Origin of the sequence: Hydrogenispora ethanolica, assembly GCF_004340685.1 — a bacterium.
Classification (GTDB): domain Bacteria; phylum Bacillota; class UBA4882; order UBA8346; family UBA8346; genus Hydrogenispora; species Hydrogenispora ethanolica.
Genome location: NZ_SLUN01000003.1, coordinates 48,020 through 69,087, shown reverse-complemented (window position 1 = coordinate 69,087; position 21,068 = coordinate 48,020). Strand labels below are relative to the sequence as shown.

The following is a 21,068-nucleotide window of genomic DNA, read 5'->3' as shown; positions in this document are numbered from 1 at the left end:
TTTGTGTTCACCCTGGCCTTCGGACAGGGTTTATCACAACGCTTTTAGCAGAGAATGGCCAACATCTTACCTTCCGAGTCATCAACCTTTGACGGCTCCGGCCGTGATTCCGGAGACGATGTATTTCTGGCCCAACAGGTAAACAACGATCACCGGGATGCTGGTCAACACGATGTCGGCGCAGACCAGATTCCACTGACGCTGGGCTTGCATGCTGGCGCCGAAGAAACTGTAAACGGTCAGCGACATCGGCCATTTCGCCGAGTTATTCAGATAATAGAGCGGCATCATAAAATCGTTCCAGCTCGCCATGAAGCATAGGACCCCCACCGTGACCGCCACCGGCTTTAACAGCGGAAAGATGATCCGGAAGAACAGGCTCCAGGGACCGCAACCATCGATAATCGCCGCTTCGTCGAGATCCTTGGGAATGGAACCGATAAAACTGCAGGTAATGAAGAGGCTGATCGGGATATTCATGGCCGTATACAGCAGGCTGATGCCCAGGCGGGTATTATTGAGCATCGTCACTTGCATCACTTTCATCAGCGCCACATAGTTCACGGGCAGGACGATTCCCATGATGATAAAGAAGTAAGCGAACCGGTTCAGGCGGGTATCATTGCGCGAAATGACGAAGGCAGCCATCGAACAGGTCAGTACCACCAGCACCACCGAGAGCGAGGCGTACATGAAGCTGTTGAAGAACGAAGGGATGACATTGCCCTGTTCGATGACGGTGAGATAATTCTGGAATTGCAGGACCGCCGGCAGCTTTAAGGTCATCGAGTAGGATTCTTCCCGGGTTTTCAATGAATTGACCAGCATGACCGCGAAAGGGATCAGCACCACGATACTGAGCAGCCAGGCAAAAGCGTTTTTGAGCAAGGGCCGGATCCACTTGAGCATCAGTAATCGACCTCCTTTTTGTTCATCGCCTGAATCAGAAAGTAGCAGAAGGTGCAGATGAAGACGAACAAAATCGTGGATAAGGCGCTACCCACCGCATAGGTGCCTTTGGAAAACTCTTTGAAGACGACCGTGTTGAGGACCCCGGTGGCGAAGCCGGGCCCGCCGTTGGTCAGGACATAGACCGAATCGAAAACCCGCAGCCCGTACGTAATATTCAGCACCAGCGTGATGGTGATCACCGGCATGATCAGCGGCAAAGTCACTTTGGCCATTTTTTGAAAATAATTGGCGCCGTCGATCTCCGCGGCTTCATAATACATCTCCGGGATCGATTTTAAGCCGGCGATGAACAGCACCATCAGGTATCCCGCGCCTTTCCAGGTGTCCACCGCCATAATGGAACTGAAGGCCCATTTGATATCACCCAGCCAGTTCTGGCCCAAAGCCCCCAGTCCGATCAGCTTGAGGGTCTCATTGATAAACCCCTCGGTCGGATTGAACAGGCTGCGGAAGATCAAGCCCACGATCACAAAGGACAGCACTTGCGGGGAGAACATCACCATCCGGTGAAAATTGATCCATTTCACATTGCGGATCAATAACAAAGCGGCCCCGAATCCGATGAGCGTCTTCAGGAAAGTCGTGAAGAGCGTGAATTTGATGGTGTTCCAGATGTAAAACCCGTACAATTCATCGGCGGAGAAGACCTTTTTAAAATTGGCGAGTCCCACAAAGTGAATGGCCGGATCAAAACTGTTCCAGTCGGTAAAGGAATAATAGATGCCCACCAGACTGGGGAGGAGCAGCAAAACAAAGTAAATGGCCAGCGCTCCGATTAAAAAATAGCCCGGATAGATTTTGCTTTTATTCATCGCTTTCTCCTTTGCAAGCTCAGAGCCGATTATCCCCGATACGGAAGAGGCACTTCACCCTTTTAAAGGAGAAGTGCCCCATCGCATTACGGTTTTCAGTTCTTCCGATGTCAATGCCAGTACAGTCGCGGCTTATTTTTTGGTCCAATACGGATCTTTTTGAAGCGTGGCCTGTTCGACCCGGCGCTTTTGGATGTTTTCCACCACTTGCTTGGGGGTCAAAGCCCCGGCGTACATTGCCTCGATGTCCTTGCCCACATCCATCCATTGCGAATCGATATATTTCACGCCATACTGCATGACCGTGCCCTTGGGGGAGTTGGTCAACAGCGCTTGGAAATCAGCCGGATAGCGGGTCTTGATCTCCGGCCAGTTCAACTCGGGAGTTTGCGGATCCAGGTCCTGGCGCATTTGCAGGATATCATGCCGGGTCAGGAACCGGAAATATTGCAAGATCTCTTTGACATGTTTGCTCTTTTTATAACCAAACCGGGCGTTTCCGGCCGGGTTGACGTTCAAAATCTGGTTGTCGCACCACGGCATGATAAAGAACCCGATATTTTCGGCTTTCCCGGGATACAGCGAATCCAACTGTTCCCGCCAGCCTTTTCCGGCCATGAACATGGCGGCTTTCCCCTCGGCGATGACTTTGAAGCCGTCATCGTAATTGGCGGTCATGAAATCTTTGTTATAGAAGCCCAGGTCGGCAAATTCCTTCAGCTGGCCGAGGGTCTTGGCCAACTCCGGAATCTCGGTGACCTTGACTTTATTGGTATTCAGGCGATCGTAAAGTTTGGGATGGTGCTTTTCATAGGTGGCGCCGATCTCAAACAGCGGCAGCACCTGGTGCCAGCCATTGGCCAAGGCCTCATACACCGGAACCACTCCGGCATCCTTGACGGTCTGGCAGACCTTCTTGAACTCGGCGTAATTCTTGGGCGGCTGCAGATTCAGCTTTTTGAACAAAGCCTTGTCGTAATAGTAGACCCAGATCTTCACCCCGGGGAAGATCGAAAGGCCATACACCTTGCCTTTATAGGAGAGACTGGGACGGAACACCGGGTCCATCCGGGACAGCCATTTTTCTTTCGACAGGTCGATGCAATTTTCGGCGGGATGAATCCGGTCATTGAGCGAGAACGGATCGGCGTCCACCAGGAAGATGTCGGGCGCTTCGCCCGAGGCCAGCTTCACTTTTAAAAGATCGCGCCATTGCGCGTCGGGAACGATCTGAAAGTCAATCTTGATGCCGGTCTCTTTCTCGAAGACTTTGGCGATCTTCTGGTCGACCCCGGAGATCGGGACTCCGGCCTGGTGCGCGCCGAAGGTAAGCGTCACATTTTTCTTCGCTCCGTACACCGTGCCAAAGGCGCCGACCATGAGGGCCATCACCAACAAAACCAATAAAAATTTTCTCATAATCTCCCATCTACCCCCTTGTCATATTGACTGGAATGTCATAACTTCTTGGCTGGATTTGACACCCCCTTCCCGATTGATTACAATTAGATTGCAATGATCATAATCTTAGCTTAACGGATGCCGGCCGGTTTTGCCATGTACGAATCGGATTTGTTATTTGTACTTTTTTTCCACCCCGAAAATAAGGACTGATGGAATATGAAAAAACGCCTGAAAACCATCCAAGCGAACCTGTTTTTCTCCTATTCGGCATTGATCATGGCCAGTATCCTGATCTTCGCCGTATTTTTCTACTATTACACTTCCACGCTGCTTAAGAACCGGGCTTCCGCTTCCCAGCAGAGCCTCTGCGAATCGATCTCCGAGAAGCTCGACGCCGAGGTGCTCAAGATGAATACGGTCTCGATGAGCATCTGTTACTCCAGCCTGATCAAAAGCCATTTTTACAAGCATCTCTCCTACAATATCAACCCCGACAGCGAAAGCACCGAGCTGAAGGTCGAAAAGTATTACAACACCAAGGAACTGATCGACATCTTCATGGCGATCATCGGCCCCTCCCAAACCGTCAGCCAGATCAACCTGTACGACTTCAACGGCGAAATGGTCGGGGCCGGCATCTCCAACACCACCACCAAAATCGCTTTGGAGAAAAAATTCTGGTACCCCGAGGTGCTGTTGCGCAATGGCGACCGTTACATCTCCGCCCCGCACGCCGACAACCTTTTGATGCGCATCCGCGGCATCTCCGACGACAAGCTGTATATCTCGCTCTGCCGGGTGTTGCTCGACCGGGACTGGACCAAACAAGGGATCGTCGAGATCGAGCAGGACTGCGACATCATCTTTAATGGCCTGAATGATCTGGTTAACCGGGAATCCGGCAAAAAACTGCTCTACGTCTTCAACGACCGGGGCCAGCTATTGTACCCCTACAATCAACGTCCGGATCCGCGCTACCGGAAATACTTCGAAGTCATCCGCACCCAAAACGCCGGCACCGCCTCGACCACCGTTCAAAACCCCGTCAGCGGCGCCCGGGAGATCGTGACCTACACCAGTTCCGATTATAGCGGCTGGAAGGTATTGATCGTCGAGTCGCAGCAATTGGTCCTGGCCCCGGTGATCACCTTCACCAAGATCGTGGTCTTCGGCAGCGTCGGGTTGCTCCTGTTGACGCTGCTCATCTCGTTCGGCCTCGCCAAAAAGGTGACCACTCCGATTCAGCGCATTCACCGGGCCATCAAGAAACTGGACCTGGAGATGCTCTTCGCGCAGACCCAGCCCAGATTGACCAGTGACCTGAATGAGCTGGAAGAATTGAATATGGCGTTCCAAAACATGAGCGTCAAGCTGAAACAGTCCATGGATGCCCTGCTGCTCTCCCAATCCCAGGAAATGCAGTCCAAGATGCTGGCCCTGCAATCCCAGATGAACCCCCATTTTTTATACAACACGCTGGCCACGATCATCATCATGGCCGAGGAGAATATGCACGATGCGGTGATCACCATGTGCAAAAACGTCTCGCACATGCTGCGCTACATTTCCTCCCATAAGTCCCCCCTGGTCAAGCTCCAGGCGGAGCTGGAATATACCCAAAAGTATCTGGAATGTATGAAATTCCGTTACCGCAACCATCTTTCCTATGACCTCCGGATCGATCCCCGGATGAAGGCGATTCACATCCCCAAGCTGGTCATTCAACCGCTGGTCGAAAACGCCATCAAGCACGGCACCAAAAACGAGCCGCCCTGGCGGATCACGGTGAACGGGGATTGGGACGGGTCGGATTGGCGGGTCTCGGTCCGCGATAACGGCCCCGGTTTTACGGACGAGGAAATGGCGGCGATCCGGGGCAAGATCGCCGCGATCAATCAAAACGGCTTGTTGCCCAGCCTGGAACTGGATGGCATGGGGCTGCTGAATATCTATATCCGGCTGAAGCTGATCTATGGCGGGCGGATGTTTTTTGAAATCGCCAATCAGGCGGAGGGCGGCGCGGTCATCACCATCGGCGGCCAAGCGGAAGAAACCACGGAGGAGCAAAATGGCGAACGAAGCGATTCTGAAAGCCGTTGTGGCTGAAGACGAAGAGCTGATCCTGAATCACATCATCAAGCATATCCACGGTTTTCAGCTGGGTTTCAGCGTGGTGGGGGCCGCCCAAAACGGCAAACAGGCGCTGGAGCTGATCGAAGAGCACTCCCCCGATCTGTTGCTGACCGACATCCGGATGCCGGTCATTGACGGTTTGGAGCTGCTGAAACAGGTCACGCTGAACTACCCCTATATCAAAACCATCATTATCAGCGGGTACAGCGAGTTCGAATACGCCAAGCAGGCCATCAAATACGGCGTCAAGGATTACCTGTTGAAACCGCTGGAACCCGATGAACTGCGGGAAGCGCTGACCGCCATCAAAGTTTCGCTGGAGAACGAAACCCAGGCCCTCCTGCGCCAGCTGGCCCGGAATGCGCCGGGCAATCAGACGCCGGAAGAGATCGTGGCGATCGTGGCCCGCTTCATTAAGGAGAATTTCACCCAGGAGATCAATCTGAACTCGCTGGCGAAGAGCTTTAACTTCAACGCTTCCTATCTGAGCAAGTTATTCAAGAAACACTACGACGAGACTCCGGTGAAATACCTGCTGACCCTGCGGATCAATGAGGCCAAACACCTCTTGCGGGGGCGGCCGGAGCTGGATGTCAAGACCGTCGGAGAGCTGGTGGGCTATCCCGACCCCTTCTATTTCAGCCGGGTCTTTAAGCAGATGACCGGCAAAAGCCCTTCGGAATTCCGCGAGCCATAGCCATCGCGCGCCGCTGCCGCCCGGTTCAGCCGGATGCGTCCTCGCCGGCCCTTTTCCGGTAGCGGCTGGGCGGCAGGCCGCTCCATTTCTTAAAAGCCTTCGAAAACTGCAGCGGATCGTCATACCCGACCGAGCGGGCCACGTCGCCGATGGACAACGACTCATTGGCCATGAAGCCGCGGGCCTTCTCCATGCGGAAGCGGATCAGGAACTCCTGCGGGCTGCGGTGCAGTTCCTCCCGGAACAGGGCGCTGAGATAGCTCCGGTCCAATCCGACAAAGGCGGCGATCTGCCGGACGGTAATCTTCCGCGAGTAATTGATCCGGATAAACTCGATGGCCTTTTGGAGGTACTGTTCCTTCTTGGAGAGCTGGTTGCCGGCGCACTCCGTCTTGGCATTTTCGATCAGCCGGGACAGAAAGAGGTAGAGCAGCCCCCGCAGAGCGGTCTCCCGGCCCCGCCCCAGCGAACCGGCCTCCACCATCCGGCCGATCCATTCCGGCAGCGCGTCCTCGCGGTCGAAGCCGAAGATGGGATTGGCCTGGCTGAGACCGGCCGCTTCCAAATAATCCCGGGCTTTCGTTCCGTTGAACCCCACCCACGAATAGTGCCAGGGGTCGTCTTGATCCGCCTGATAGAAGGTGACCACATCCGGGCAGATCAAAAACCCCTGTCCCCGCCGCAACGGATAGCGCTGGTTCCCCACTTGGAAGAAGCCTTTGCCGCTGCGGATGACATGGATCAGATAATACTCCCGGACCGCCGGCCCGAAAAAATGGCCCGGCCGGCAATCCTCGATTCCACAATTGTACATATCCAACTCGGAACGATGCGGCGGATGAAGATCAATGACTTGTGGCATTTTTCCGCGCCAACCTCGCTTCTCACTGATTACCATCCAACATTATACCATATTTACGCCACATTCCTCCATTTACTTGGCAAACGGTTCCGTTACAATAGAAGTATCGTTCGTTCCAATCCGAGTCTCAGGAGGGAGTTTCATGAAAAAGATCGCCTTTATCGGCGCTGGCAGTTTCGGTTTCACCCGGGCGCTGGTCCGGGATATCCTGTCCTTCCCGGCGCTGGCCGACAGCACCATCGCCTTGATGGATATCGACCCCGAACGGCTGGCCTATATCAAAAACGCGGTCGAGAAGATCATCGCGGCCGGCAACTATCCGGCCAAGGTCCTGGCCACCACCGACCGGGTCGAGGCCCTGCGGGACGCCGACGGCGTGGTCTGCACCATTCTGGCGGGCCGGGTGAATGTCTGGCGCCATGATATCGAGATCCCCAAAAAGTACGGCGTCGACATCAATGTCGGCGATACCCGCGGCCCGGCCGGGATCTTCCGGGCCCTGCGCACCATCCCGGTGATGCTGGATATCTGCCGCGACATTGAGCAATATTGTCCGGAAGCCATTTTCCTGAATTACACCAACCCCATGGCCATGCTCTGCCGGGCAATGCAGGGCCAAACCCCGCTCCGGGTCACCGGCCTCTGCCACAGCGTACAGGGGACCGCTGCGATGCTCGCCAAATGGATCGGCGCCCCTATGGAGGAGATCACCTATCTGTGCGCCGGCATCAATCATCAGGCCTGGTATCTGAGTTACCGCTGGAACGGCCAGGACGCCTATCCGCTGATCCGGGCGGCGGTGCAAAAACCGGAGATCTACAACGAAGAGATGGTCCGCAACGAGATGTTCCTGCATCTGGATTATTACGTCACCGAATCCAGCGGCCACAACTCCGAGTATAACGCCTGGTTCCGCAAGCGCCCCGATCTGATCGAGCAGTATTGCACCCACAGCACCGGCTGGAATCCGGGAGTCTACGCCTACATTTTGAACGAATACCTGAAGCGCGAAACCACCTGGAAAAGCGAGATCGACGAATGGTTCCAACAGCCCATCGATCTCCAGCGCGGCAAGGAATACGCGGCCTATATCTTCAACGCCACCCTCGGCGACGGGACGCCTTTCGAATTCAACGGCAATGTCCGCAATTTCGGGCTCATCGACAACCTTCCCGAAGGCTGCTGCGTCGAGGTGCCGGTCCTGGCCTCCAAACGCGGCCTGGATCCGCTCCATGTCGGGCCGCTCCCGGAGCAGCTGGCGATCCTGAACAATATCAGCGCCCGCTGCGAGGAGCTGGCGGTGGCCGGGGCCATCGAGGGCGACCCGCGCAAGATCTTCCATGCCGTCTGTTACGACCCCTTGACCTCGGCCGTGTTGAGCCTGGCCGAGATCCAGCGGATGGTGACGGAGATGTTCGAGGCCAACCGCGAATGGTTGCCGCAATTTAAACATTTTGCATAATCAATAGGTGTAGAGGCTTCCCGCCGTACACTTCAGTCACACCCTTCTATTATTACCAATCCAGAAGGACAGCGGCGGAAGGCGCTTGCTTCGCCTCCCGCCGTCTTTTACCCCCGGGCCGATCCTCAGTCCCGGAACTCCAACTTCAGCGTCTTAATCTCATAAGGCTTCATTTCCAAACGAAGCTCCCGCTCTCCGGCAACGGCCAGTTCCGCCTCTTCCTCCTCCAGCAGGTTGCATTCCACCGCCCGTTGCAACGGCAAATGGCTGCGCAACGTGACCGCGCCGCGCCGGTTGTAACACTCGTGGAGCCGCAGCACAATTCCCCCGTCATCCTCGGCTTGCTTGACCGTCTCCAGGATCACATTTTCCCGATCCAGCGCCAGCAGGGACAGAGTCGCCGGCAGGCTTCCGGGGTGGGCCGGTTCCGGCTGGGCGTAGACCGGCACGTTAACGCTGTAGGCCGTCTGAACGGTCCCTCCTTCCCGCCAATCGCCCGGATGGGGGTAGAGCGAGTAGACGAAATGGTGCAATTCCCGGTCCGCCTCCGGATTGGGATGGTTCCCCGACTTCAGCAGGGTCAGCCGGATCACGCCGTCCTTGATGTCGTGGCCGTATTTACAGTCATTGATCAGGCTGACCCCGTAGCCGGCCTCGGAAAGATCGGCCCATTTATGGGCGCAGACTTCAAAGCGGGCCAGATCCCAGGAGGTGTTCCAATGGGTCGGCCGCTCGACATTGCCGAACTGAATGTCATAAGTGGCCTTATTGGCGTGGACGTCCACCGGGAAAGCCGCTTTCAAAAGAATCTGGCTCTCTTTCCAGTCGATCTGGGTATCGAAATCGATCCGCGGCAGGTCATTGTAAATGTAGATATCCTGAACGATGACGGAGTCCAGGAAGCGCTTGCGGATCCGGAGGCCGCCCCGGACCGGTCCCTCCTCGATGACGGAGATCTCCTCCACTGCGTCGATCTCCCATTGCTTCTCCTGATAATAAAGGTCGATATTCCAGTTATCGTACTCCGCCGGTTTGTCTTCGAAAGCGAGCAGCCGGTTGCCTGCCAGGCCCGGTTTCAAAACCTGCCACCGGTTACGCTTGTCAAAGAGGGAAGCGATGTTGCCCTGGGCGTCGATCGCGATGCGGAAGTAACAGTTCTCCAGCAGCGACGGCCCCACCGAGAGTTCGGGCGGATCGGCCACCTTTTCGGAACTCAATGGAAAAGCCTGGTACCCTTTGGCCGGCAGATCCGGGGCGCAGAACAGGACTTGGTTCCGGCCGGCGCTTTCCACCCGTTGCAAGGGGCGCTTCCGGCCCGTGGCATCGATGACGCTGTGATACCTGGAATCGTCGGGGTCCAGGTCGGCCAGGACGATCGCCGAACGGGTGAACGACAAGCTATTGAAGACGACTACCGCCGGTTGCTCCAGCCGGACGGCCTTGGCCACCGCCGCCAACGAATGCCCGGCCAGTTCCCGGCCGGCGCCGATGATCTGCTCGTATTGGCGGCGCGATTCCTCGTAAACCTCCTTAATGGAGGAACCGGGCAGGATATCGTGGAACTGGTTGAGCAGAATCGTCTCCCAACCCCGGTTCAACGCCGCCTGCGGATAGCTTTGGCCGGCCAGCAGCCGGCCCAGGACCGCCAGAAACTCCGCATCTTGGTAAAGCAGCTCGCTTTTGCGGTTATAACGCTTATTCCGGGCCATCGAGGTATAAGTGCCGCGATGGAACTCCAGATACAACTCGCCGACCCATTTGGGGAGATCGGGCCGTCCCGCCAGCTGCTGTTCCAAGCGGCGGAAATAATCCCCGGCCGTGCCCGGCCGCACCCGGGGACAGCCCGGAAGGGCGCGGCTCATCCGGCGGCCCTGTTCCAGCATGTCCGGGGTCGTTCCGCCGCCGCCGTCGCCGTAACCGCAGGCGATCAGAATATCCCGGTTGAGGCTCTTTTGTTGATAACGCTGCCAGCCCCCGATGAGCGCCGCGGGCGTCAGCTTGCCGTTGTAGGTGGTAAAGTGGGAATCAGGCGGCGCGCCCGGCTCGCGGGTGGTGATGAAATGCGTCAATACCGGCGTGCCGTCGATCCCCTCCCACATAAAGGTGTCGTAGGGCAGTTTGTTAAAGTCGTTCCAGCTGATCTTGGTGGTCATGAAGTAATCGATGCCCGAGCGTTTCAGGATCTGCGGCAGCGCCGCGCTGTAGCCGAAGACGTCCGGCAGCCAGAGCAGGCGGTTTCTCACGCCGAACTCCCGCTGGAAAAAGCGGGTTCCGAACAGGATCTGGCGCACCAGCGATTCGCCGGAGGCCAGGTTGCAATCGGCCTCCACCCACATGGCCCCTTCCGCCTCCCAGCGGCCCTCCCGGATCCGGGCAGCGATCTTTTGATACAATTCGGGATGATCTTCTTTGACGAACTGATACAGCTGGGGCTGGCTTGACATGAAGATATATTCCGGATAATCCTCCATCAGCTTTAAAACCGTGGCGAAACTGCGGGCCGCCTTCTCGCGGGTCTGGCCCAGAGTCCACAGCCAGGCCACATCGATGTGGGTATGGCCGACACAGGTGGCCAGCGGCGGCTCCGGCCGTTCCTCCAGCGCGGCGAGGCCCTGGCGCAGGAAGTCCGCTGCCGCCCCTAGCGAGGCATAGAACGGCTCCGAATACGGCTTGCGGAGATCCAAACGGTTCACCGCCCCGTTTAAGACTTCCAGCAGGGTCTGCCGCCGTTCGTCGTTCTCCGGAAGCTCCTGCGCCACCAGCAACGGCACCCACAGATCATAATAGAATTCTTTGATCGGCTCATCCACCGCCACCAGCCGCACTTCGAAATCGCTGCGCTGTTCCAGCATGCCGCTGTAGGCCGCCAAATCGATCCGGTAACTCCGGTTGCCGTCCGCGTCGCCGCCGCGGGCGAAAATGACTTCGCGGTGATTGACGTCCAGCCCCTGAATCAGGGTTCCGTCGAGGTAGAGGAAGAATTGCGGATTGGTGGCGTCCCAGGCCTCCTTGGTTTGGCCCGTCGCCACCTGCAGCGCCAGCGTCTGACCTTGAAACTCGGCGGGAATCGCCAAATCGCTCCGGAACCAGTAGTGGCGGTCCCGTCCGCCCCAGCGCATTCCGGGAAGGAAATCCCGCCAGGGCGAGGGATCGGCGTCGGCCGCCGCGCCATTCGGGAAATGTCCCTCCTTGTACTGCCAGTGATCCAAGGGCAGCCTGGCGCGGTCGATATAACCGGCCAATTCCGCGCAGATCGTTTTGACCCGTTCCATCATGAAAAAACCCATTTGGTAACCTCCGAATTTTGATACTTCCGGCTAATTTTTATCATACCATGTTTGCCAATCCTAAACTCCGTTGAACTTCGTTCCGTTCCCGAGATGCTCGTTTTATTGCTGAGAATCCTCACTCGGTTGCCGAGGATGTTCATTCGGTAACTGAATATGCTCATTCGGTTACTGAAGATCTTTATTCAGTAGCTGAACGTGCTTATTCAGTTACCGAACATACTCATTCAGTTATTGAAAATGTTCATTCCATAACTAAACATGGTGATTCAGTTCCTGAAGATGTTCATTCTGTAATTGAACATGCTCATTCGGTTACTGAATGAATTCATTTCGTTACCGAATATCTTCATTCAGTTACTAAAGATGCTTATTTCGTTACTGAAGATGCTCGTTGAATTGCGGATACGTAAGCACGAAAAGAAAAACATTGGATGCTTGTTCCTGTGGCCTCGGCTTCGCCAAAAAGGCAATAAAGACCGATGGTGTTGAGGCAAGAACCGTCCCCATCGGCTTTCAGTCGCTGAAAGCTTTTGCTTATTTTTTCCATGCAAAAGCCCCGTCCCCGATAGCGAGCCGGTCCCCTCAACCCTTGATGCCGGTAAAGGTGATCCCTTCGATGAACCGCTTCTGGGCGATGAAAAACACCAGGATGATCGGGAGCGAGATCAGCACCGCGGCGGCCATCATCGGCGGCCAGTAGGTCAGGTGGGCGGTCTTGAACTGTTGCAGCCCCAGTTGCAGGGTATACATCTCCGACCGTTGCAAATAAATTAACGGGCCGTTGAAATCATTCCAGGAACTCAGCATCTGAAAGATCATGATCGTCAGCACCGCCGGCTTGCAGATGGGCAGATAGATTTTTAAGAAGATCCGGAACTCCGAGCAGCCGTCGATCCGCGCCGAATCCTCCAGGTCCTTCGGCAGTCCCTTAAAGAACTGGCGCAACAGGAAGATATAGAACGGCACGCCGAAGTACTGCGGAATGATCAGCGGCCAAAAGGTGCCCACCAGCTTCAGCTTGGAGAAGATCATGAAGATCGGCACCATGATCACTTGATACGGGATCATCATCACCGCCAGGGTCACAAAGAAGAGCGGATCGCGGCCCCGCCATTTCAAGCGGGCGAAACTGTAGGCCGCCAGCGGGCAGCAGCAGACGACGCCGATGACATTCAGCACCGTAATATAGGAAGTATTCAGAAAATAGCGCCCAAAGGGGATCATGCCGAAGATATCCCGGTACCCCCGGAGATTGAAATGCTCCGGCAGCCAGGTGATGGGATAGACGTAACATTCGGCCTGGGTTTTAAAAGAGGTGCAGACCATGAAGTAAAACGGGATGACAAAGAACAGCGAGACGAGTATCAGTGACAACTGAACGGACAGGTGATATTTTCGTAGCATCGGCGGTCTCCTTCATTCACCCATATAATGAACCCATTTCTTGGAGACGGTAAACACGAAAACCGTCAGGGCCATCACCACCACGAACATCATCCAGGCCATGGCGTTGGCGGTGCCCATTTTGAAATAGGTAAAGGCGTTTTTATACAGATACATCGCGTAAAACATCATCGAGTTGGCCGGCGTCCCCTGGCCGTTGGTGATGACGAAGGCCAGCGTGAATTGCTGCAGCGCCCCGATGATCCCCATGATCGTGTTGTACAGGATGATCGGCGACAACAACGGCAGCGTGATCCGGAAAAACTTATGGCGGGCGCCCGCCCCGTCGATGGCGGCCGCCTCGTAATAGCTCTCGGGGATGTCCTGCAAGCCGGCCAAATAGGTCAGGATGTTGGCCCCGATGGTCCAGATGACGATGAGCAGGATCGAGGGTTTGGCCCAAAGCTCGCTGCCGAACCAGGGCGGCCCCGGCAGGCCGACCCGGTATAACAAATAATTTACCAGCCCGAACTGGCTGTTCAACAGCCACTGCCAGATGATGGAGACGGCGACCACCGGCACCAGCGTGGGGATGAGGGCGATCACCCGGTATACCCCCCGCCCCCGGATCTTCGCGTTCAGCAGCACCGCCACCAGAATCCCAAAGATCAGGCTGGCCGGGACGGCCATCGCCGCAAAGACGAAGGTATTCTTGACCGCGATCCAGAAGGTTTCATCCGCCATCAAATCGGCGTAATTCCGGCCCCCCACAAAGCGGCCGGCCACGATCCCGTTGAATGAGGTGAAACTGTAAACGATCGATGAGCATAAGGGGTAGATATAAAAGACCGTCAATCCGATCAGCCAGGGCAGGGCGAACAGCCAGCCGTAGATGGGATGATTGGCGGCGAAAAAAACTTTGCGGGGCGCCTTTTTCGAAACCATGGAGGGTTGCGCGTTCATCATGGAAGACTCCTTTGAAGAAGATCGGGGAGGCGGAGGATCCTCCGCCCCGCCCACCAAATGCCGGGGGATTAGTAGCCCAGTTCCCGGTTGACCTTGGCCGTCGCCTTGTCCAGAAGCTCTTTGGGGGTTCCCTTGCCGTTCAAGGCGCTGTCCGTGGCATTGACCAGTTCGTCCCAGAGCAGCTGGCCCTTGGGGATCACCGGCCGGCAGAATGATTTGGGAAGCAGCGTCACAAAGATCTTGTACTTCGGATCTTCTTTGAACCAGTTGAATTTGTCATTCAGGGCTTTCGCCGACATGAAATGGGTGGTTTCCTCGCCGTAAATGCGGGCGCCCTCGCCGACCGACATAAACTTGGCGAAGCGGAACGCCGCTTCCTTATTTTTGACGCCCTTAGGAATGACGTAGGACCAGCCGCCCGCCCAGGAATGGAAGTTGGCGCCGGTGGGCGTGGGGATATAGGAGATGCCGTAGTCGAGGTTCGGAGCGTTGACTTTGAAGCCCGAAATCTCCCAGGGGCCGCTGATCACCATGGCCACCATCCCGGCGGCGAAGGGATTGATGTCGCCGCCGGCGGCGGTGGCGAAATTGGTCACGGCCTCGATATCATACTTCTTGGCATAGGTCGTCTCCCATTCCAGCGCCTTGACGACGCCCGGATCGTTGGCGGTGATCCGGCCGGTTTTCGGATCCTGGAAACGGCCGCCGAAGCTCCAGCCCCACGTATATAGCCAACCCTGTTGCAGCCAGGGAATAAATCCGATGACTCTGTAACGGTTTCCTTCTTTTTTGGTCAATTTGGCCGCGTATTCATCCAATTGTTTGATGGTCAGCGGCGGTTTCTCCGGATTGAGCCCGGCTTCCTTGAACATTTTCTTATTATAGAAAAGCGCCCGGGTATCGGTATCGAACGGCAGGGCGTACAGGTTGCCCTTGTAACTTGCTTCCTGCCAGGCAAAATCATAGAATTGATTCTTGCTAATCTTATGCGTCCGCGCCAAAGCGGTCAAATTCTCAAACAACCCTTGATCGGCCCACTGGCCAACCATAAAACGGTCAAAGGTGACGACATCGGGCGGATTTCCCCCGCTGATGGCCACCATTAATTTGTCGGTGGCGCCTTGGCCGCTGCCGCTGGCCCCGACAAATTCGCCTTTCACTTTAATATCCGGGTTCTGCTGGTTGAACAGATCGACCGCCTTCTTCAGAACGGCCTGTTCGTTGCTGAGGCCGTTGGGATACCAATAGGTCAGTTCCACCGGTTTCTTGGCGGCCATCGTGAGGCAATTGGATAGGATAAACAGAGCGATGAGCAATCCCGCGCACACTTTCATCGATTTTTTCATAACCAATTCAATCCTCCCCGTCGTTTTCTGGAAAACCCGGCCCGCTATTTTTTTACATTCATCGACAGCATTTTGCGAAAGCGTTGACGGGTTTGGAGCGAACAAAGCCGTTTACGCTTTATCAAAATGCTATATCTCTATCTCCCGCGGTTCGCCGGTACCGTAAACCGGATACGCCAACGAACCAAGCCTGTCACCTCCTGACCCGGGGGTCGATTCGCCAGGTTTTACACTATTTCAATTATATAGGCCCTCCTCTCGGTGAAGGAAGAGGAGGGCCTTTGTTTTTAGTCTACGATTTTTGTTTGTTATCGAGCGTGAAACAAATCGCTTCATGTTTCATCACGGCCGGCTTCGGGACATGATGCTCATTTCGAAATGGAATTCAACTTATGGGGCAGGCAACGGTCCCGGTATTCGCCGGGGGTCAGGCCTTCCAGTTCTTTAAAGACTTTGGTGAAGTATTTCAGGTCGCTGTAGCCGACCCGGTCGCCCACTTCATAAATTCGGACGCTGGGATCCTTCAGGATCTCCTTGGCCCTGGCGATGCGGATTTTCATGAGATACTTGGTGAAGGACTCTCCCGTCTCGGAACAGAACAGCTTGCTCAGGTAGGAAGGGTTGAAATGAAAATGCTCCGCCGCCGTGGCCAGGGAGATCTTCTGCGGGTAGCGTTGTTCCACATATTCGCGCACGCAGCGGATGATCTTCCGCTTTTCTCCCCCCAGCAACTGTCGCAGCCGGTCCAGCCATTCCAGGAATTGCGACTCGACGCAGCGGGCGGCCTTATCCAGATGGTCCTGGTACTTCAATTCCTTCAAGGTCCGCAATTTATCGGCGCTGAATTGACCGGCCGCCTGCGGGACCTCTTCCGCCAACTCGCGGCTCACATACTCCAGCAGCCCTTCGTAAATGAACAGCGCCTCCTGGGAGGTGAGGCTTTGATGATGCTCCAGCAGTTCCCCGGCCAGCTGGCGCAGGCGCTGCTGAAGCAGGGCGCGGTCTCCCAGGCGCAGCGCCTCCAGGATCCCGCGTTCGGAGTGGGCATCATAACGATAGGGCGCCGCGGCTGCGGCCGGAGGCGGATCCTGAGCCGGATCGTAAAAGAGCAGGGCCGTTTGGGGGGCAAAGAAGCGGCGTTCGCGGCACCGCTCCGCCTGCTCCCGCAGTTCCGGCAGTTGGGTAAGGTCCGTCCCCCTTCCGCTGACATAGAGGCGGATGGATAACTCCGGCCCATGGCCCGGAATGGCGCGCCAGCCCTGCCATTCCCGCTCCAGCCCGGCCTCCGGGGGCGCTTCCGGGAACCCCACGCAGCCGTAGATCCGGTCGTTCTCCCCCGGCAGCGCCAGGCCCACTCCGTGAAGATCGATCCATCCTTGAAGCGCCTTTAGGAGGCGCAGTTTCATATCGTCCTGCTCCTTCAGCGACAGCTGCCGCTTCAGCCTTTCAAAATCGCTGATCTCGGCCAGAAACACCCGATACGCGGCAGCCTTCATATTCAGCCCCAGCTGCCGCAGGCTGTCGAGCGCCGCCGCCCCGTCCCGAACCGCCTCCTTGAGCAGCCGGTAGAGGGACTCCTGCTGCCGGAGGGAAGAGTGGGCCCGCATCTGGGTTTTGGCCGCTTCCAGCTCGTCCTGGCGTTGCCGCTCCTGGGCGATGGTCCCCAGGCACCGTTGCACCGTGGCCACGATATTCTCTTCATTCAACGGCTTCACGATATAATCGAAGACTCCCAGGGTCACGGCCCTCCGGGCATAATCGAAATCCTGGTAGCCGCTGATGATGATCACTTTGGTCCGGGGCAGTCTGTCCCGCAGCCGGTTGCAGAGTTCCAGGCCGTCGAGATCGGGCATCCGGACATCGGTGATGATGATATCCGGCTGAAAGGCGAGGCTTTTCGCCAACGCCTCCCCGCCGTCCTCAGCCTCCCATACCTCGTCGATTCCGCAGCCCCGCCAGTCGATGATCTGCAATAAGCCCTGGCGGATCCAAGGTTCATCATCGGCGATCAATAGCTTATACATCGGCCTCGGCCTCCTCTGGTTTCGAATGCTCCAAACGGGGCAGAAAGACCCGCACCACGGTACCCCGGCCCGGCTCACTGTCAATGGTCAGACCGAATGGTTTGCCGTAGCACAGCCGGATCCGGCGGTGAATATTCAGCAAGGCAAAACTTTCGCCATTCTCGTCCCGGCAGCCCTGAAGCTGTCGCTGGATCCGCCGGAGCTTCTCGGGAGCGATCCCTAGGCCGTTATCCTGAACCGTAAAGACCATTCCTCCGTCGCAGCCCTCCAAGGCGACCCTGATCCGGCCGGGACCCTTCTTTTTCTCAATGCCATGGCCGATGGCGTTCTCCACCAGCGGCTGGATGATCATGGGCAACACCGGATACTGGAGCATGGCGGGATCCGCCTCCACCTCCACCGCGATTTTGTCGCCGTAGCGGATCTTTTGAATCTTGAGGTACTCCTGAATCAGCGCGATCGTCTCGGCGACCGTGACCGTTTCCCTGCCGCTGGCCAGGCTCAACCGGTAAAAATTGGACAGCGCGAAGGTCAGCTGGCTGACTTCGTCCAGCTTGTGAAAACGCGACAGCCAATGGATGGAGTCGAGCGTATTATAGAGAAAATGCGGGTTGATCTGCGCCTGCAGGCTTTTTAACTCCGCTTCCTTCTTCAAGAGTTTTTCATGATAGAGTTCGTCGATGAGGCGCTGAATCTGATTGATCATCCGGTTAAAACCCCGGTTGAGCATCCCGAATTCATCCTGCCGCGCGCCGGGGATCTGGACCGTCAGATTCCCCGACTCCACCTGCTTCATCGAATCTTTCAAGACCCGGATCGGCCGGTAGATGCTTTGCGAGAAGAGGAACGCCAGGAAAACCGCGAGGCTGATGGATAACAGATTGACCCATATGGCTAAATTGCGAATCTCCACCGTATTGAGGACCACTTCCCGGATGGGCTCCATCGAAACATATTTCCAGCCGGTATAAGGGGAGGTCGTATAGCCGATCAGCATTTTTTCGCCGTTCACCTCGGCGATGAACGATTCCCGGGCGCCGTTCAAGAGGGTCCGGACATAGGACTGACTGCGCAATTCCTGCGAATAAACCTTGCGGTCACCGCTCGCCGAAAGCAGCGCGCCCCGGCCATCCAGCAGCATCACCGTGCCCCTGGCGCCTTCCCGGATGCTGTCCAGCAAATTATGCCGGAAATAGTGTTCTTCCAGGGCGATACAAGCCACGCCGATGGGCTGCTTCATATCGATACTCTTGATATTCTTAGTGACGACGAAGGAGTAGACCCCGGTGTCGTTGATATTGCTGCCCATGACGTTTGCCGCCGCCCATTCCGATTGACCGGTGGCGGCATCCACCGGCCTATTCAGCCATTGGTAATCCCCGGGGCGGTTGACTTCAATGACCCGGCGGTTATCGAAGGAGGTGAGCATCAGCCGGGGACGGTAGAGGTAAATGTAGATGGCGAGAATATTCTGGTTGGAAATCCGGAAATTGCGGAGCCGGGTCCAGATCTTCATGGCCAGCAGATCCTGGAAATAATCCGGCTGCCGCGTCACGTGGTTTAATTGGCCCAGATTCTCCGGATAAATGGTCAAAAAGGTCAACTGATATTCGGCGTCCTTCAGAATCGTATCGATCACCCGGCAAGTCTGTTCCAGACTGTTGACGATGGAATCGCCCTTTTTCTCGCCCAGCAGCCGCGTGGAGCGCAGGTACATCACTGTGGTGATCAAAATGGAGGGGATCAGGATCACCAGCAGGAAAAAGAAGATGAGTTTGTTGCGGATGTTATAACCGTGAAGCAAAACCGCTACCCCCGATCGTTTCCGGCATGCCCGCACCCAAATTATAGCATCCGCGCGCGGAAATATGAAATTTTTTTGAACAATGAAGAAACCGCGCCGCCCGGAGGAGTCCTCGTCAACCGGTCTTAGCTTGGATGTCATAGAAAGCGTATCGCATCATTTTGAAAATCATGTTTCGTCCCCATACCGGTCATGATGCAATTTTCTGATATTCGTTGAAAAATCCCCGGTTTTTCCGCCAATCTTGACGGAACCGCGCCACCGGAACATTCTCCCGCCGGCTTTCGGGTGGACGATGACATATTCGGCGTTACTCCGCTTGACAAGCGTCATATAATGGAATCAAACGCCCCGAAATGAAAGGGCTGCTATAGCATTTTATTAAAGCGTAAACGGCTTTGTTCGCGAAAAGCGCGGTGAAGCGTTCACGCTTTTCGCTCCAAACCCGTCAATGCTTTCGCAAAATGCCGTATTCCCCGTTTCAGGACCCATGGGTTCTTCCCTTGCTTGCCACTGGAGGTGGGCTGTTTGGAAACGGATGTTTATGATCTGGTGATTCGCGGCGGAATGCTGGTCGACCCGGAGCGGGCCACCGTCACCCCGGGCAATATCGGGATCCGGAACGGCCGGATCGCCCGCATCGCGCCGGATGAATTGCGCGGCGACCGGCTCATCGGCGCGGCGGGGCGGATCGTCTGCCCCGGCTTCATCGATAGCCACGCCCACATCGACGGCGTGCAGAGCGGCGCCGAGCTGGCGGCGCTCCAGGGGATAACCACCACCGTCGGCGGCAACTGCGGCGGCGGCCCCGTCGATCTGGCGGCTTTCTTCGGCGCGCTGGAAGAACGGGGCTTTCCCATCCATCAGGCGCAATTCATCGGGCATTCCCTGAGTTTGCGGCGGCGCGTGGGGCTGGATGATCCTTACCTGGCGGCGACGTCCCAACAGATCGCGGACATGGCGGAACTGGCCGAGGCGGCCTTCCGGGCCGGCGCCGGCGGTCTGTCCCTGGGGCTGGAGTACGCGCCAGGTTCCTCCTTCGCGGAGATCCTATCGTTAAGCAAGATGGCTGCCCGTTACGGCCGGCCGGTGGCCATTCATACCCGGGTGCTCTCCAAGGGCGACCTCGATTCACTGGATGAAGCCTTCCGCATCGCCGAGCAATCGGGCGCCGCGGTGCTGGTCTCGCATTTCGTCTATCAATACGGCGGCGGTTACATGGCCAAGGCGCTGGCAATGGTCGACCGGGCCCGCCAAAAAGGCCTGCCGGTGGCCATCGACAGCGGCATGTACGCCAGTTTCGCCACTCATATCGGGACGCCGGTCTTCAGTGAAAAGGCCATGGCCGAATTCGGCTGGCGGCCCGGGGATCTGCTGGCCGCGACCGGACCCCACCGGGGGCGGCGGCTCAACGCGCCGCTCTACCATGAATTGCGCCGGCATCAGCCGGATACGCTCATCATCTGGCGGGGCGGCGACGAACGGGAAATCGCCCTGCCGCTGCTCCGGGATTACGCGATGGTCTCCTCCGACGCCGGATCGTCGGCTTCGGGCGCGGCCCACGAGGGCCATCCCCAATGCGCCGGCAACTTTCCCCGTTTCTTCCGCAAGCTGGTCCGGGAAGAAGGACTGCTGCCGCTGGCCCAGGCCGTCGCCAAATGCACCATCGTGCCCGCCCGCTTCCTGGGCCTGGCACATAAAGGACGGCTGCGCGAAGGGGCCGACGCCGATCTGGTGGTCTTCGACAGCGCCCGGATCGGGGACCGGGCCGGTTTTCCGGGCATCGGCGATCCCGTCGCCCCGCCCGAGGGGATCGATTCCGTCATCGTAGCCGGCCAAACCGTGGTCCGGGACGGCCGGATCATCCCCGGCGCGCTGCCCGGCAAACCGCTCCGGGCCGGAATGTAAGCGGC

Annotated in this window: 14 protein-coding genes; 4 read left to right on the top strand and 10 right to left on the bottom strand. The window is 56.8% G+C overall.

The window, feature by feature from the left end; genetic code table 11:
* Nucleotides 1–81: 81 nt before the first annotated feature.
* The 3 genes from EDC14_RS03535 to EDC14_RS03525 form a co-directional block, all read right to left on the bottom strand.
* Nucleotides 82–909: a carbohydrate ABC transporter permease gene (locus EDC14_RS03535; protein WP_132012818.1), complete on the bottom strand. Its 828-nt coding sequence runs from the start codon at nucleotides 907–909 to the stop codon at nucleotides 82–84.
* Nucleotides 909–1,784, bottom strand: a complete 876-nt coding sequence (locus tag EDC14_RS03530) for a carbohydrate ABC transporter permease (RefSeq protein WP_132012817.1) — start codon at nucleotides 1,782–1,784, stop codon at nucleotides 909–911. The genes EDC14_RS03535 and EDC14_RS03530 overlap by 1 nt, the downstream gene beginning before the upstream one ends.
* A 132-nt stretch (nucleotides 1,785–1,916) precedes the next feature.
* Nucleotides 1,917–3,203 (bottom strand): ABC transporter substrate-binding protein, encoded by a 1,287-nt coding sequence (locus tag EDC14_RS03525; RefSeq protein WP_132012816.1) that lies wholly within the window; start codon nucleotides 3,201–3,203, stop codon nucleotides 1,917–1,919.
* Nucleotides 3,204–3,404: 201 nt separating this feature from the next.
* Between EDC14_RS03525 and EDC14_RS03520 the strand changes: the two genes are divergently transcribed.
* Entirely contained in the window at nucleotides 3,405–5,294 is a 1,890-nt protein-coding gene (locus EDC14_RS03520) for a cache domain-containing sensor histidine kinase (protein ID WP_132012815.1), read from the top strand.
* Entirely contained in the window at nucleotides 5,257–6,018 is a 762-nt protein-coding gene (locus tag EDC14_RS03515) for a response regulator transcription factor (protein ID WP_165907762.1), read from the top strand. The genes EDC14_RS03520 and EDC14_RS03515 overlap by 38 nt, the downstream gene beginning before the upstream one ends.
* A 25-nt stretch (nucleotides 6,019–6,043) precedes the next feature.
* Here EDC14_RS03515 and EDC14_RS03510 read toward each other — a convergent pair whose 3' ends face one another.
* Complete coding sequence (locus EDC14_RS03510) at nucleotides 6,044–6,880, bottom strand: AraC family transcriptional regulator (RefSeq protein WP_132012813.1); 837 nt, start codon at nucleotides 6,878–6,880, stop codon at nucleotides 6,044–6,046.
* Nucleotides 6,881–7,022: 142 nt separating this feature from the next.
* On the opposite strand from EDC14_RS03510, the gene melA reads away from it, so the two are divergent.
* On the top strand, nucleotides 7,023–8,342 hold the full coding sequence (gene melA, locus EDC14_RS03505; RefSeq protein WP_132012812.1) for an alpha-galactosidase: 1,320 nt from the start codon (nucleotides 7,023–7,025) through the stop codon (nucleotides 8,340–8,342).
* Nucleotides 8,343–8,467: 125 nt separating this feature from the next.
* Here melA and EDC14_RS03500 read toward each other — a convergent pair whose 3' ends face one another.
* The 6 genes from EDC14_RS03500 to EDC14_RS03475 all read right to left on the bottom strand — a co-directional run bounded on the left by EDC14_RS03500 (nucleotide 8,468) and on the right by EDC14_RS03475 (nucleotide 19,155).
* Nucleotides 8,468–11,629 (bottom strand): alpha-mannosidase, encoded by a 3,162-nt coding sequence (locus EDC14_RS03500; RefSeq protein WP_132012811.1) that lies wholly within the window; start codon nucleotides 11,627–11,629, stop codon nucleotides 8,468–8,470.
* A gap of 585 nt (nucleotides 11,630–12,214) precedes the next feature.
* Nucleotides 12,215–13,036, bottom strand: coding sequence for a carbohydrate ABC transporter permease (locus EDC14_RS03495; RefSeq protein ID WP_132012810.1), 822 nt, complete (start codon nucleotides 13,034–13,036; stop codon nucleotides 12,215–12,217).
* A 12-nt stretch (nucleotides 13,037–13,048) separates the two neighbouring features.
* Nucleotides 13,049–13,978 carry a carbohydrate ABC transporter permease gene (locus EDC14_RS03490; protein WP_243662795.1) on the bottom strand — a complete coding sequence of 310 codons (930 nt, stop codon included), beginning with the start codon at nucleotides 13,976–13,978 and terminating at the stop codon, nucleotides 13,049–13,051.
* A 71-nt stretch (nucleotides 13,979–14,049) separates the two neighbouring features.
* On the bottom strand, nucleotides 14,050–15,327 hold the full coding sequence (locus EDC14_RS03485) for an ABC transporter substrate-binding protein (RefSeq protein WP_132012809.1): 1,278 nt from the start codon (nucleotides 15,325–15,327) through the stop codon (nucleotides 14,050–14,052).
* Between the two features lie 368 nt (nucleotides 15,328–15,695).
* On the bottom strand, nucleotides 15,696–17,351 hold the full coding sequence (locus EDC14_RS03480) for a response regulator transcription factor (RefSeq protein ID WP_132012808.1): 1,656 nt from the start codon (nucleotides 17,349–17,351) through the stop codon (nucleotides 15,696–15,698).
* Entirely contained in the window at nucleotides 17,344–19,155 is a 1,812-nt protein-coding gene (locus EDC14_RS03475) for a cache domain-containing sensor histidine kinase (RefSeq protein WP_165907761.1), read from the bottom strand. The genes EDC14_RS03480 and EDC14_RS03475 overlap by 8 nt, the downstream gene beginning before the upstream one ends.
* A 528-nt stretch (nucleotides 19,156–19,683) precedes the next feature.
* Between EDC14_RS03475 and EDC14_RS03470 the strand changes: the two genes are divergently transcribed.
* Nucleotides 19,684–21,063 carry an amidohydrolase family protein gene (locus tag EDC14_RS03470; RefSeq protein WP_243662794.1) on the top strand — a complete coding sequence of 460 codons (1,380 nt, stop codon included), beginning with the start codon at nucleotides 19,684–19,686 and terminating at the stop codon, nucleotides 21,061–21,063.
* The last annotated feature ends 5 nt before the right edge of the window (nucleotides 21,064–21,068 follow it).